The organism is Kosakonia sp. SOY2 (genome assembly GCF_027109175.1).
GTDB lineage: Bacteria > Pseudomonadota > Gammaproteobacteria > Enterobacterales > Enterobacteriaceae > Kosakonia.
Genome location: NZ_JAPVXH010000001.1, coordinates 2,498,513 through 2,512,004, shown reverse-complemented (window position 1 = coordinate 2,512,004; position 13,492 = coordinate 2,498,513). Strand labels below are relative to the sequence as shown.

The 13,492-nt window shown below is 53.8% G+C and carries 13 protein-coding genes; 2 read left to right on the top strand and 11 right to left on the bottom strand.

Translation table 11 applies throughout. From position 1 onward, the window contains the following. Positions 1-47 precede the first annotated feature (47 nt). The 3 genes from dxs to xseB are packed head-to-tail and all read right to left on the bottom strand — an operon-like array spanning position 48 to position 3,077. Positions 48-1,910 carry a 1-deoxy-D-xylulose-5-phosphate synthase gene (gene dxs / locus O3S68_RS11950; protein ID WP_269231576.1) on the bottom strand — a complete coding sequence of 621 codons (1,863 nt, stop codon included), beginning with the start codon at positions 1,908-1,910 and terminating at the stop codon, positions 48-50. 24 nt (positions 1,911-1,934) lie between these two features. Continuing rightward, positions 1,935-2,834 (bottom strand): (2E,6E)-farnesyl diphosphate synthase, encoded by a 900-nt coding sequence (gene ispA, locus O3S68_RS11945; protein ID WP_045509236.1) that lies wholly within the window; start codon positions 2,832-2,834, stop codon positions 1,935-1,937. After that, entirely contained in the window at positions 2,835-3,077 is a 243-nt protein-coding gene (xseB, locus tag O3S68_RS11940; RefSeq protein WP_017458869.1) for an exodeoxyribonuclease VII small subunit, read from the bottom strand. It lies immediately after the preceding gene. A gap of 213 nt (positions 3,078-3,290) precedes the next feature. Here xseB and thiI point away from each other — a divergent pair, with 213 nt between their 5' ends. After that, positions 3,291-4,739: a tRNA uracil 4-sulfurtransferase ThiI gene (gene thiI / locus O3S68_RS11935; RefSeq protein ID WP_269231575.1), complete on the top strand. Its 1,449-nt coding sequence runs from the start codon at positions 3,291-3,293 to the stop codon at positions 4,737-4,739. 92 nt (positions 4,740-4,831) lie between these two features. Here thiI and yajL read toward each other — a convergent pair whose 3' ends face one another. Then, the gene (gene yajL / locus O3S68_RS11930) at positions 4,832-5,425 is read right to left on the bottom strand and encodes a protein deglycase YajL (protein WP_045509234.1); all 594 of its coding nucleotides are present in this window, start codon (positions 5,423-5,425) and stop codon (positions 4,832-4,834) included. Then, entirely contained in the window at positions 5,388-6,299 is a 912-nt protein-coding gene (gene panE / locus O3S68_RS11925; protein WP_269231574.1) for a 2-dehydropantoate 2-reductase, read from the bottom strand. Before panE ends, yajL begins: the two co-directional genes overlap by 38 nt. 139 nt (positions 6,300-6,438) lie before the next feature. Between panE and O3S68_RS11920 the strand changes: the two genes are divergently transcribed. Then, positions 6,439-6,930, top strand: a complete 492-nt coding sequence (locus O3S68_RS11920) for a YajQ family cyclic di-GMP-binding protein (protein ID WP_160271088.1) — start codon at positions 6,439-6,441, stop codon at positions 6,928-6,930. A 41-nt stretch (positions 6,931-6,971) separates the two neighbouring features. Here the strand turns inward: O3S68_RS11920 and O3S68_RS11915 are convergent, their stop codons facing one another. The 6 genes from O3S68_RS11915 to cyoA form a co-directional block, all read right to left on the bottom strand. Further along, positions 6,972-8,333, bottom strand: a complete 1,362-nt coding sequence (locus tag O3S68_RS11915) for an MFS transporter (protein WP_269231573.1) — start codon at positions 8,331-8,333, stop codon at positions 6,972-6,974. Positions 8,334-8,480: 147 nt separating this feature from the next. Beyond that, positions 8,481-9,368 carry a heme o synthase gene (gene cyoE, locus O3S68_RS11910; protein ID WP_017458875.1) on the bottom strand — a complete coding sequence of 296 codons (888 nt, stop codon included), beginning with the start codon at positions 9,366-9,368 and terminating at the stop codon, positions 8,481-8,483. A 12-nt stretch (positions 9,369-9,380) separates the two neighbouring features. After that, on the bottom strand, positions 9,381-9,707 hold the full coding sequence (locus O3S68_RS11905; protein ID WP_017458876.1) for a cytochrome o ubiquinol oxidase subunit IV: 327 nt from the start codon (positions 9,705-9,707) through the stop codon (positions 9,381-9,383). Continuing rightward, entirely contained in the window at positions 9,707-10,321 is a 615-nt protein-coding gene (locus O3S68_RS11900; protein WP_017458877.1) for a cytochrome o ubiquinol oxidase subunit III, read from the bottom strand. Before O3S68_RS11900 ends, O3S68_RS11905 begins: the two co-directional genes overlap by 1 nt. Further along, positions 10,311-12,302: a cytochrome o ubiquinol oxidase subunit I gene (gene cyoB, locus O3S68_RS11895; RefSeq protein WP_269231572.1), complete on the bottom strand. Its 1,992-nt coding sequence runs from the start codon at positions 12,300-12,302 to the stop codon at positions 10,311-10,313. The genes O3S68_RS11900 and cyoB overlap by 11 nt, the downstream gene beginning before the upstream one ends. A 19-nt stretch (positions 12,303-12,321) precedes the next feature. After that, positions 12,322-13,269, bottom strand: a complete 948-nt coding sequence (gene cyoA, locus O3S68_RS11890; protein ID WP_017458879.1) for a cytochrome o ubiquinol oxidase subunit II — start codon at positions 13,267-13,269, stop codon at positions 12,322-12,324. Between the last annotated feature and the right edge of the window lie 223 nt (positions 13,270-13,492).

The window sequence follows — 13,492 nt, the reverse complement described above, 5'->3', positions numbered from 1 at the left end:
CTTGTCAAAACGTACGTTTAAGCATAGCAGGAGCGGATGGGGGAGGATCAGGCAAGCCAGTTTCTGATGCGGGATTCAATGCCTGCGGCATCCAGGCCTATTTCAGCGCGGGCTTCATCCTGCGTGCCCTGCGGGATAAAGAAATCCGGCAGTCCAAGATTCAGCACCGGTACTGGTTTGCGGTGAGCCATCAGCACTTCATTCACGCCGCTACCTGCGCCACCGATAATGGCGTTTTCTTCCAGCGTTACCAGCGATTCATGGTGTGCGGCGGTTTCCAGAATCAACGCCTCATCCAGCGGTTTGGCAAAACGCATATCGATAAGCGTGGCGTTCAGCGCTTCGGCGGCTTTTTCGGCCTCCGGCAATAGCGTGCCAAAATTAAGTATTGCCACTTTTTCGCCACGGCGTTTCACCACACCTTTGCCGATAGGCATTTTTTCCAGCGGTTGCAGCGGCACACCAACTGCATTACCGCGCGGGTAGCGCACCGCGCTTGGGCCATCTGCGTAGTGATAGCCGGTAAACAGCATCTGGCGACATTCGTTCTCGTCGCTCGGTGTCATCACCACCATTCCCGGGATGCAGCGCAGATACGAAATATCAAACGCCCCCTGGTGAGTCTGGCCGTCTGCGCCAACGATCCCGGCGCGGTCGATAGCGAACAGCACCGGCAGTTTCTGGATCGCCACATCATGAATAACCTGATCGTAGGCGCGTTGCAGGAAGGTGGAGTAAATCGCCACCACCGGCTTGTAGCCGCCAATCGCAAGACCTGCGGCAAATGTCACCGCGTGCTGTTCGGCAATCGCCACATCAAAGTATTGAGCCGGGTATTTGCGTGAGAACTCGACCATGCCGGAACCTTCACGCATCGCCGGTGTGATCGCCATCAGCTTGCTGTCTTTCGCCGCGGTTTCGCACAGCCAGTCGCCGAAAATCTTCGAATAGCTCGGCATGCCGCCGCTGCTTTTTGGCAGCGTTCCGCTGGTCGGATCGAATTTCGGTACGGCGTGGAAAGTGATCGGATCTTTTTCGGCCGGTTCATAACCGCGCCCTTTTTTGGTCATGATATGCAGGAACTGCGGGCCTTTCAGATCGCGCATATTACGCAGCGTCTGCACTAAACCCAGCACATCGTGACCGTCGACCGGGCCGATATAATTAAAGCCCAGCTCTTCAAAGAGCGTACCCGGCACCACCATGCCTTTGATGTGCTCTTCGGTGCGCTTAATCAGCTCTTTAATCGGCGGTACGCCGGAAAGCACTTTTTTGCCGCCTTCGCGCAGCGTGGAGTAGAGCTTGCCGGAGAGCAGCTGCGCCAGGTGATTATTCAGCGCGCCGACATTCTCAGAAATCGACATCTCGTTGTCGTTTAACACCACCAGCATATCCGGGCGGATATCACCCGCGTGGTTCATGGCTTCAAATGCCATGCCAGCGGTGATCGCACCATCGCCAATCACGCAGACGGTGCGGCGCTGTTTACCCTCTTTTGCCGCCGCGACGGCGACACCAATACCGGCGCTAATGGACGTCGATGAATGACCAACGCTCAGCACGTCGTATTCGCTTTCGCCGCGCCAGGGAAAAGGGTGCAACCCGTTCTTCTGTCGGATGGTGCCGATTTTGTCACGACGTCCGGTCAGAATTTTATGCGGATACGCCTGGTGGCCCACGTCCCAGATCAATTGATCAAACGGCGTGTTGTAGACGTAATGTAGCGCGACGGTCAATTCAACCGTGCCAAGCCCGGAGGCGAAGTGCCCGCTGGAGCGGCTCACGCTGTCGAGCAGATAGCGGCGCAGTTCGTCGCATAGCTTCGGCAGGCTCTCTTTCGGCAGCAGGCGCAACTCTTGCGTGGTATCAACCAGCGCCAGCGTCGGGTATTTGGCTATATCAAAACTCATCAGAGACTCATCGTGGTGTTTTCGTTATTTATCACGCTGGATTATGTAATTCGCCAGTGCTTCCAGTGCCGTCGTATCCAGCGACTGTGCCGCAAGCAGGCTTAAAGCTTGCCGGGCGTCGTCAATCAGGTCGCGGGCTTTTGTCCGGGCTTGCTCAAGGCCCAGTAGTGCGGGATAGGTGCTTTTCCCCAGTTGCTGGTCAGCGCCCTGGCGTTTGCCAAGCGTCGCAGTATCGCCGACAACATCCAGAATGTCATCCTGAACCTGGAACGCCAGACCAACGCATTCGGCATAGCGATCGAGCAATGGCAGGGCTTCGCGGCCTTTATCCCCAGCGCTTAGCGCGCCCATTCGCACCGCTGCGCGAATCAGCGCGCCGGTTTTGTGGCGATGGATCTGCTCCAGTTCAGCCAGCGAAACCCGCTTGCCTTCCGCTGCGAGATCCAGCGCCTGGCCGCCGCACATTCCTGCTACGCCGCTGGCGTGAGCCAGTTCCGAAACCATCGCCAGCCGGTCACGCGCATCGACTTCTGCCATTGGCGCATCTGCAAGAATGGAGAAAGCCAGAGTTTGTAACGCATCACCCGCGAGGATGGCGCTGGCTTCACCAAACTTAATATGGCATGTCGGTAAACCCCGGCGGAGATCATCATCATCCATGGCGGGCAGATCGTCGTGGATCAGCGAGTAAGCGTGAATACACTCCACCGCCGCTGCAGGCGCATCCAGCGTTTGCTGGCTAACGCCGAACATGTTGCCTGTGGCATAAACCAAAAAAGGACGCAGACGTTTACCGCCTAATAATGCGCCATAGGAAATGGCCTCAACCAGAGGAGTGTTCTGAAAGGGCAGTGGCGCGATAAATCGGCGCAGCGCTTCATTGGCCTGAGAGACACAGGCCTGTAGCTGTTGATCGAAATCCATTTATTCAGCGTCCGGAGCAAAAGGCGTAAGGGGAGCCTCTTGTGAATCAGAGAGCAGGATCTGCACGCGTTGTTCCGCTTGCTGGAGTTTCACCTGTCCCTGGCGCGCCAGCTGCACGCCGCGTTCGAATTCATTGAGTGCCTCTTCAAGCGGTAGATCGCCGCTTTCAAGACGAGTGACAATCTGTTCCAGTTCGCTTAGCGCTGTTTCAAAACTGGCCGGTGCGTCGTTTTTCTTTGGCATAGTGAATGTCTGACTCTTCTATTGTTCTGGCTCAACGTAGCTATGGTAGCGAAGTCACGGCGCTTAGCAAATAACGCGCAATGGTAATGCAATGTGCGCAGCTTTATTGCGATGGTGGTATACTCCTGCGCCTGGATGCAGCCGCGGGTATGGGGCTGCTGTACTATTTTCCTATACAGGCCCAGCCGGGCTTGCCAACGAACCATTGCCGCCATGAAGTTTATCATTAAATTGTTCCCGGAAATCACCATCAAAAGCCAATCTGTGCGTTTGCGCTTTATTAAAATTTTGACCGGGAACATTCGTAACGTTCTGAAGCACTACGACGAGACCCTCGCCGTTGTCCGCCACTGGGATCATATCGAAGTGCGCGCCAAAGATGAAAATCAGCGCCTGGCTATCCGCGACGCGCTGACCCGTATTCCGGGCATCCACCATATTCTCGAAGTGGAAGATGTTCCTTTCACCTCGCTGCACGACATTTTTGAGAAAGCGCTGGTGCAGTACCGCGAGCAGATCGAAGGTAAATCCTTCTGCGTGCGCGTTAAACGCCGCGGCAAACATGAGTTTAGCTCGATTGAAGTTGAACGTTACGTCGGCGGCGGTCTGAACCAGCATGTCGACTCTGCGCGCGTCAAACTGACTCACCCGGATGTGACGGTGAATCTGGAGATCGAAGACGATCGCCTGCTGTTAGTGAAAGGCCGTTATGAAGGTATTGGCGGTTTCCCGATCGGCACTCAGGAAGATGTGCTGTCGCTCGTCTCCGGCGGTTTCGACTCCGGCGTTTCCAGCTATATGCTGATGCGTCGCGGTTGCCGCGTACACTACTGCTTCTTTAACCTGGGCGGCGCCGCGCATGAAATTGGTGTTCGCCAGGTCGCGCACTACCTGTGGAACCGTTTTGGCAGTTCTCACCGTGTACGGTTTGTGGCGATCAACTTTGAGCCAGTGGTCGGTGAAATCCTCGAAAAAGTGGATGATGGCCAGATGGGCGTGGTGTTGAAACGCATGATGGTGCGCGCAGCGTCAAAAGTGGCTGAACGCTACGGCGTGCAGGCGCTGGTGACCGGTGAAGCACTGGGCCAGGTGTCCAGCCAGACACTGACCAACCTGCGTTTAATCGACAACGTTTCTGACACGCTGATTTTGCGCCCGCTTATCTCTTACGATAAAGAGCACATCATCGATCTGGCGCGTGAAATCGGTACTGAAGATTTCGCCCGTACCATGCCGGAGTATTGTGGTGTGATCTCGAAAAGCCCAACTGTAAAAGCGGTGAAGGCGAAAATCGAAGCGGAAGAGGAGCATTTCGACTTCTCCATCCTCGATAAAGTGGTTGCTGAAGCGAGCAATATCGATATCCGCGAAATCGCTCAGCAGACCCAGGAAACCGTGGTCGAAGTTGAAACGGTCAATGGTTTTGGCCCGAACGATGTGATCCTGGATATCCGCTCTATTGATGAACAGGATGACAAACCGCTGAAGCTGGAAGGGATCGACGTGGTTTCGCTGCCGTTCTATAAACTGAGCACCAAATTTGGCGACCTCGATCAGAACAAAACCTGGTTGCTGTGGTGCGAACGCGGCGTGATGAGCCGTCTGCAGGCGCTCTATCTGCGCGAGCAGGGTTTTACCAACGTTAAAGTTTATCGCCCATAAAAAACTGCCGGAGAGGGTGACCTTTTCCGGCAGCTTTCGCGTTACTTTGCATTGAAAGCCCGGCAGGCATCGCACCGCCGGGCTTTTTGTTTTCAGGCTTCGTAGTAGTTATAAATTCCGGCAGCCATCACCAGCTGTGATGCCACTTCGTGCGCTTTTTCGCGCCCCACTAGTAAATCAATGATCTTCAAACCAAAATCGATGGCGGTACCCGGCCCCTGGCTGGTGAGCAGATTAACGCGCGGATCCCACACGACGCGTTTATCCTGCCACTGTTCGGCGGGAATAGTCTCTTTCAGGCCTGGAAAGCCGGTCATATTGCCCAGCGGGAAAATCTCATGCGGCACCAGCACGGTGCCCGCCGCCGCACAAATTGCGGCGACGATACGGCCCGAGAGGTGAAACTGGCGCACGGTTTCCACCAGTAACGGACTATCGCGAAAACACTCCGCCCCTTTCAGGCCGCCGGGCAGCACAATCACGTCGTAATCGCCATCGGCTACTTCTACTAACGGCGCATCCGCCAGCAGTTTTACGCCGCGTGAGCAAGTAACGACCAGGTTGCCATCACTGGCGACGCTGGCGGTAGTAACGGCAATTCCACCACGTACCAGCAGATCGATAGTGGTGACCGCTTCGGTTTCTTCACTACCAGGGGCGAGACATATCAGAGCCGATGCGCTCATACTCACTCTCCTTACGTTTAATCATTTCATACAGACGGGCGTTTTCCGGCACCGCAATACCGTGCGCGCGGGCGCGTCTGAGCAGGTAACCCGTAATATAATCACACTCGGTATGGCGCATCGCGCGTACGTCCTGCAGCATAGATGAGATATTTTCTGCCGTGTTTTCAATAATCTGATTCACGTAGCTCAGTAAATCATCGGCAGAAATATGGTTGCCTTCACGTTCAATCACCGCGGCAACTTCACGCGTCACCTTTTGGATCTCCTCCGGGAACGCTCGCAGATCGCCATTTTTACAGTCATGCAGCGCGGTTAACGGGTTGATGACGCAGTTCACCGCCAGCTTGCGCCACAGCGCCGGACGGATCGTGTTATGCCAGGCCACGTCCGGCAGCACATCCTGCAGGATGTCGGCCAGATAGCTGAACTCGCCATCCTGCTGTCGCGCCGGACCAATGTGCGTGGTACCGCTGGCAACGTGCACGATAACGTTGCCATCACGGCGCGCAGCATGAGTAGTCGTACCGATCAGTAACGGATTCGCCAGTGCTTTCAACTCTTCGACAGTGCCCATGCCGTTGTGAATCAGTAGCACGGGGGTTGAAGGTGAGAGCGTTGCTGCCAGCCCTTTCACCGCATCGGAAACTTGCCACGCTTTTAACGTCACCAGCAATAAATCGCTACGCGCCAGGAATTCAGGATCGTTGGCCGTCAGGGATTCGTTAAATATTGAGCCGTCTTCATCAACGACATTCACACTGCAAAATGGCTGTGGCACGCGCAACCAACCCTGTACCTCATGTCCCTTTTTACACAACGCGGTTAACCACAATTGCCCTAAAGCACCGCATCCGAGTACGGTAATTCTCATTTATCCTCCTCACCTGCAACGTCGCCAGGTGTTGCTTTCACCATTATAGCGCTGTCGGCTAAGCTTCCCGTATTACAAGTTGAGTTATGCCTCGTTGCGGGTATTATGCAACGCAACAAATGCAGAGGGAGAAGAAAAGATGCCATCTTTCGATATCGTTTCCGAAGTTGAAATGCGTGAAGTGCAAAACGGCGTTGAGAATGCGACCCGTGAAGTAGGGACTCGCTTTGATTTTCGCAACGTTGAAGCCACGTTTGAACTGAACGAAGAGAAACAGACCATTAAAGTTCTGAGCGAATCCGATTTCCAGGTTAACCAGCTTTTGGATATTTTGCGCGCGAAATTGCTGAAACGCGGCATTGAAGGGGCGTCGCTGGACGTGCCGGAAGAGTTTGTACACAGCGGCAAGACCTGGTTCGTGGAAGCAAAACTGAAACAGGGCATTGATGCGCCGACAGCGAAGAAAATCATCAAACTGATTAAAGACAGCAAACTGAAAGTGCAGGCGCAGATTCAGGGCGAAGAAATTCGTGTGACCGGGAAATCCCGTGATGACTTGCAGTCTGTTATGGCACTGGTGCGCGGCGGTAATCTTGGCCAGCCGTTCCAGTTCAAAAACTTCCGCGATTAATGTGCGCGCTCTCTCCCTAGCGGAGAGAGCGTGTCGCAGCGTTAACCCGCTACGGCTTGTTCAACCTCAAAGCGGTTAGTGACCTTACTGTCAATCTTGACGTAAGCGCTACGCTCTTCGGCAACCACTAATACTTCACTTACTCCCTTTGTTGCCAGCAAACGTTTTTGCAACGCTTCATTGATGGTGACATTTTCCGGGATCGCGATGCGCAGGCTGCTGACATAGGGCGGTTCCTGCATGGTGCCTGCGACAAGCAACCAGACCATCGCCAGCAATGCACCGGCAAGAAATACCGTTTGTGAATCAAACAGACCATCTACCCAGCCGCCGAGCGCGCCGCCAATTGCCACGCCGATAAACTGGCTGGTGGAGTAAATCCCCATCGCCGTGCCTTTATAGCCCGCGGGCGCTTCTTTGCTGATTAACGAGGGTAGTAATGCTTCCATCAGGTTAAAAGCGAGGAAAAAGATCTGTACACCAATGACGATTTCCCAGAAATGTGGCCCCGCGCCCCACAACACGATTTCCGCAATCAGCAGCAACGCCACGCAGAACACGAAAACGCGCTTCATGCGGCGCTTCACTTCGGCGTAGATAATAAATGGCACCACCGAAACGAAAGAGATAAGCATGGTGACCAGGTAGATTTTCCAGTGATCCGGTGCGAGAAAACCGGCGGCTTCGAGTTGGCCTGGCAGGGCAACAAACGTCGACATCAGCAGGATATGCAGGCACATAATGCCAAAGTTGAGTTTTAGCAGCTTCGGGTTGACCATCACCATCTGGAAACAGTCTTTCACCATGCCGGATTCGCGGTTACGCACATGTTGCTGACTGTCTGGCACGATCCAGATAGTCAACGCAATACCGGCAGTTGCCAGCCCGGCAATCATCCAGAACAGCGCATGCAAACCCAACTGATGCGTGATAATCGGGCCAAGCACCATGGCGATGGCGAAGGTGACGCCAAAACTAACGCCGATAAAGGCCATCGCTTTGGTACGATTCTGTTCGCGAGTGAGATCGGAAAGAAGCGCCATAACAGCGGCGGCGATGGCACCGGAGCCTTGTAATGCGCGGCCAAGAATAATGCCCCAGATAGAATCGGAAAGGGCGGCAATCACGCTCCCGGCGACAAAAATCGCTAACCCGCCAACGATAAGCGGCTTGCGACCGATGCGGTCAGAAAGCAAGCCAAAGGGAATTTGAAACACGGCTTGCGCGAGGCCATAAATACCAATCGCCAAACCGATGAGTGCTTCACTGGCGCCCTGCAGCGCCATACCGTACGTGGTCAGAACGGGCAGGACCATAAACATGCCGAGCATGCGCAGTGAGAATACAGTCCCTAAACCCCAGGTGGCGCGCAACTCGCCTGGCGTCATTTTATAATCGTTCATTACCACCTCAATTTGAAAACCGGACATAGTGTAGTGCGGGGGCAGGGCGGGGTAAATAACAGCTTAATTAACAAATATTACCTGTAGAGCGGGGCGTTTGGGCATGAAAAAAGGGTGCCGTAGCACCCTTTATAATGGCGGTTTGGATCACCAGACGTAGGTCAACAGGTTATGGGAATCCGGCACCATAAAATCGACCGACATCATCACGCTGAGCGAGGTGATAGCGACAATGGAGAAGACGAACAGTTTGCGCGCCCACACCTTGTCATCCTCAACTTTATAACCACGTAGCGCCATGCCCAGCCACCAGAGGCTTACCGCTGCGGCAACGACCAGGTATTTGTAACCGGCGTAGCCGCCAAGCGACAGCATCAAAGTGGCGATAGCGAACGCCAGGATGTAGAGCGTGATATGGTTTTTCGCCACGGAAATACCTTTCACCACCGGCAGTACCGGGATATTCGCTGCCTGATAATCCTTAAAGCGGAAAATCGCGATGGCATACGAGTGAGGCATCTGCCACAGGCTGAAAATCGCCAGCAGGATCGCCGCGCCGCTGTCAAACTCGTTGGTGACGGCGCAGTAGCCAATCACCGGCGGCGCAGCGCCGGAGAGTGAACCAATCAGCGTACCGTAAACGGAGTGGCGTTTCATATACAGGCTGTAGACGCCCACATATACCACGAACCCCATTACCCCCAGCCAGCAAGCCAGCGGGTTGGCGCCAAACCACAGCAGCATGAAGCCAGCAATACCCAGCAAGGCGGCGTAAACCAGCGAGACTTTTGGCGAGATCAGCCCTCTGACCAGCACCCTGTTTTTCGTCCGTTCCATCTTTTTGTCGATGTCACGATCGATGTAGTTGTTAAAAACACAACCAGAGGCGACCACCAGCGACACACCAATCAGCGTGTAGATGAACAGGGGGTAATCAATGTGGCCTTTAGAGGCCAGCAGGAATCCCCCGATCACGGAGATCAAGTTGCCAAAAATAATGCCCGGTTTCGTGACTTGCAGGTATTGCTTAAACATACTTCGCCGCTCTTATCGAACCATCATGTTGTAGTTGAGGTTCCACATAATCCAGATGGAACCTACCACCACGATCGCGATGATCAGCACAGTAAAGACGAAAGCCGTCATGTTCCAGCCTTCATCAGACTTGGTGTTCATGTGCAGGAAGCACACCAGATGCACCAGAATCTGTACCACCGCTGTCACCAGCACAGTGCCGAGAATCGCCACGTGGGACGCAGTACCGCTCATCACCATCCAGAACGGGATCACCGTCAGGATGATCGACAGGATAAAACCTGTCATGTAGGTTTTTACGCTACCGTGGGAAGCGCCATGATCGGTTGAATGACTCATTACATCGCCCCCATCAGATAAACGACTGAGAATACACAAATCCATACGACGTCCAGGAAGTGCCAGAACAGGCTCAGGCACAGGATACGCGTACGGTTTGTACTGGTCAGGCCGCGACGGGAAATCTGGAACATCAGCACTGCCATCCAGATCAGACCCGAGGTCACGTGCAGACCGTGGGTGCCAACCAGCGCGAAGAACGCTGACAGGAAGCCGCTGCGATCCGGACCCATACCTTCAACAATCAGGTGATGGAATTCATAGAGTTCCATCCCGATGAAGCCTGCGCCGAACAGCCAGGTCAATGCCAGCCAGGAAACAACCTGGCTTTTGTTGTTCTTATACATGGCGATCGCCGCCATGCCATAGGTGATGGAGCTGAACAGCAGCAGGGCGGTTTCCACCAGAACGAACGGCAGTTCAAAGATGTCTTTACCCGACGGACCACCCGCCGTGTTATTCACTAACACGGCATAGGTCGCGAACAGGATCGAGAACAGAATGCAGTCGCTCATCAGGTAGATCCAGAAACCGAAGACTTTGGTCGGTCCTGAATCATGGTGCCCATGTTCGTGCGCGTGGGCGTTCGCAGTCGTCAGAGTATCAGTTGCCATTTTTCAGCCCTGCCTTTTTGATCTCATCGAAATGCTGGTTTTCCAGTTTTTCGATTTCTGCAACCGGTACGTAGTAATCCACGTCCTCGTCAAAGCTTTTCACAATCCAGCTAATTACGATGCCGGCGAAACCGACGATCGCCATCCACCAGATGTGCCAGATCATGGCAAAGCCAAACACCGTTGCGAAAGCGGCAATAACAATGCCCGCACCGCTGTTTTTCGGCATATGAATTTCTTCATAATGCGCAGGTTGCTTGTACGCTTCGCCTTTTTCTTTCATTTCCCAGAATGCATCACGCTCATGAACGTGTGGCACTTCAGCGAAGTTGTAGAACGGCGGCGGAGAAGAGGTTGCCCACTCCAGCGTACGACCGCCCCACGGGTCACCGGTCAGGTCACGGTTGAGGTGACGGTCGCGGATGGAGACGTAGTACTGAATCAACTGGCACAGAATACCGCAGGCAATCAGCGCAGCGCCGCAAGCGGCAACCACCAGCATTGAGTGGAACTGTGGATCGATCTGCTGGCTCAGGCGACGGGTCATACCCATAAAGCCCAGCACATACAGCGGCATAAATGCTACGAAGAAGCCGATGATCCAGAACCAGAACGCGCGTTTACCCCAGGTTTCATTCAGGGTGAAGCCAAACGCTTTTGGCCACCAGTAAGTGATACCCGCAAAGCAACCAAATACCACACCGCCGATGATGACGTTATGGAAGTGAGCAATCAGGAACAGACTGTTATGCAGCACAAAGTCCGCGCCCGGTACCGCCAGCAGTACGCCGGTCATACCGCCCACAGAGAAGGTCATGATAAAGCCGATGGTCCACATCATTGCTGAATGGAACACGATACGGCCCTGGTACATGGTGAACAGCCAGTTGAAGATCTTCACCCCGGTCGGGATGGCGATAATCATGGTGGCGATACCGAAGAAGGCGTTAACGTTCGCGCCTGCACCCATGGTGAAGAAGTGGTGCAACCAAACGATAAACGACAGTACGGTAATACACACGGTCGCCCAAACCAGCGAGGTGTAACCGAACAGACGCTTACGCGAGAAGGTCGCGGCGACTTCCGAGAACACACCGAATACCGGCAGAACCAGGATGTACACTTCCGGATGGCCCCAGGCCCAGATCAGGTTGATGTACATCATCATGTTGCCGCCCATTTCGTTGGTGAAGAAATGGGTACCCAGATAGCGGTCCAGGGTCAGCAGCGCGATGGTAACAGTCAGGATCGGGAACGAGGCGATGATCAGCACGTTGGCGCACAGTGATGCCCAGGTAAATACCGGCATCTTGAACATGGTCATGCCCGGCGCACGCATCTTCAGAATGGTCACGAAGAAGTTGATACCGGTCAGCGTCGTACCGATACCGGAGAGCTGAAGTGCCCAGATCCAGTAATCAACCCCGACACCAGGACTGTATTCAATTCCCGATAGCGGCGGATAAGCCAGCCAGCCAGTCTGCGCGAATTCACCCACGCCGAGAGACAGGTTAACCAGGATCACACCGACAACCGTGAACCAGAAGCTCAGGTTGTTGAGGAACGGGAACGCCACGTCGCGAGCGCCGATCTGCAGTGGGATCACCACGTTCATCAGACCGATAACCAGCGGCATTGCTACGAAGAAGATCATGATCACGCCATGGGCGGTGAAGATCTGATCGTAGTGGTGCGGCGGCAGGAAGCCTGCTTCACCGGCCGAGGCGAGTGCTTGCTGGCTACGCATCATGATGGCGTCAGCAAAGCCACGAATCAGCATCACGATACCGACGATGCAGTACATGATACCGAGCTTTTTGTGGTCAACCGAAGTCAGCCACTCTTTCCACAAGTAGTTCCACTTACCGAAGTAAGTAATCAGGGCCAGTAATGCCAGGCCACCGATGATAATGGCAGCCACCGTAACCACAATAATGGGTTCATGGTAGGGGACTGCATCCAGTGTCAATTTTCCGAACATCGTTTTCTTCCTCGACCCCTTAGTGAGAGGTTTCCGCGTGGCTCATGTCCATGCCTTCCATACCTTCGTGCTCGCTATGCTCGCCCTTCGGTTGGTTCATGTCCATGCTCATGCCGTGGCCCATAAATTTGTTGATAACGTCTTTAAACAAATCGGGTTTCACGCTGGAGAAGTATTCAACCTTGTTGTATTCGCTTGGCGCAGCAAGTTTGTCATACGCTGCCATATCCGGCAGGGTATTCGGTGCTTGTTTCGCTTTTGCGACCCACTGGTCGAATGCGGCACGGTCCGGCGTAGCAATTGCTTTAAACTTCATACCCGAGAAGCCCGGGCCGCTGTAGCTTGCGGAGATACCATCGTAGGTACCAGCTTCGTTGGCGATCAGATGCAGGTTAGTCTGCATACCGGCCATCGCATAAATCTGGCTACCCAGTTTCGGGATAAAGAACGAGTTCATCACGGAGTTGGAGGTCACTTTGAACTGAACCGGAACGTTAGCCGGGAAGGCGATTTCGTTCACGGTAGCAATGCCCTGCTCCGGATAGATGAAGAACCATTTCCAGTCCATAGAAACAACTTCAATGGTGATCGGTTGTTCGTCATGGGCTAATGGTTTGCTCGGTTCGAGCGCGTGGGTGGTTTTCCATGTCAATACGGCGAGGAACAGGATGATCAGAATAGGTACCGTCCAGACCACAGCTTCCACTTTATTGGAGTGTGACCAGTTAGGGCTATACTTCGCATCTTTATTGCTCGCACGATACTTCCAGGCGAAACCAACGGCCATCAAGATGGCGGGAATAACGACAATCAACATCAGGCCAAAAGCCGTCAGTATCAGCGAACGTTGCTCCAGTCCAATCTGTCCTTTGGGGTCAAGAAGTGCAGAATCGCAGCCACTGAGTAAAACAGTACCGGCGATTAATGACAACCATCCCAAACTTTTATTGTATTTCCTGAGTCTCATTTAACGACCTCAATTCCACGGGATCTGGTGGCGCTTAAAGTGTGCGGGCATTTTACGGAAAGGTTACGTTACTGTAAACATGATTGGCTCTGTGTCAGTAAGGTGTTACTGGCTTTTGCCGTTTATGTCACATCGAATGCAACAATCTGTAAAAAAAGCGATTCGCACTGCCAGAGAGTGAGATTATAACGGAAAAATTACATGACAATCAGTCCAGGGGGTA

Excerpts from the sequence above, each read along its gene's own strand:
- dxs (WP_269231576.1), bottom strand. The coding sequence starts at position 1,910 with ATGAGTTTTGATATAGCCAAATACCCGACGCTGGCGCTGGTTGATACC.
- ispA (WP_045509236.1), bottom strand. The coding sequence starts at position 2,834 with ATGGATTTCGATCAACAGCTACAGGCCTGTGTCTCTCAGGCCAATGAA.
- xseB (WP_017458869.1), bottom strand. The coding sequence starts at position 3,077 with ATGCCAAAGAAAAACGACGCACCGGCCAGTTTTGAAACAGCGCTAAGC.
- thiI (WP_269231575.1), top strand. The coding sequence starts at position 3,291 with ATGAAGTTTATCATTAAATTGTTCCCGGAAATCACCATCAAAAGCCAA.
- yajL (WP_045509234.1), bottom strand. The coding sequence starts at position 5,425 with ATGAGCGCATCGGCTCTGATATGTCTCGCCCCTGGTAGTGAAGAAACC.
- panE (WP_269231574.1), bottom strand. The coding sequence starts at position 6,299 with ATGAGAATTACCGTACTCGGATGCGGTGCTTTAGGGCAATTGTGGTTA.
- O3S68_RS11920 (WP_160271088.1), top strand. The coding sequence starts at position 6,439 with ATGCCATCTTTCGATATCGTTTCCGAAGTTGAAATGCGTGAAGTGCAA.
- O3S68_RS11915 (WP_269231573.1), bottom strand. The coding sequence starts at position 8,333 with ATGAACGATTATAAAATGACGCCAGGCGAGTTGCGCGCCACCTGGGGT.
- cyoE (WP_017458875.1), bottom strand. The coding sequence starts at position 9,368 with ATGTTTAAGCAATACCTGCAAGTCACGAAACCGGGCATTATTTTTGGC.
- O3S68_RS11905 (WP_017458876.1), bottom strand. The coding sequence starts at position 9,707 with ATGAGTCATTCAACCGATCATGGCGCTTCCCACGGTAGCGTAAAAACC.
- O3S68_RS11900 (WP_017458877.1), bottom strand. The coding sequence starts at position 10,321 with ATGGCAACTGATACTCTGACGACTGCGAACGCCCACGCGCACGAACAT.
- cyoB (WP_269231572.1), bottom strand. The coding sequence starts at position 12,302 with ATGTTCGGAAAATTGACACTGGATGCAGTCCCCTACCATGAACCCATT.
- cyoA (WP_017458879.1), bottom strand. The coding sequence starts at position 13,269 with ATGAGACTCAGGAAATACAATAAAAGTTTGGGATGGTTGTCATTAATC.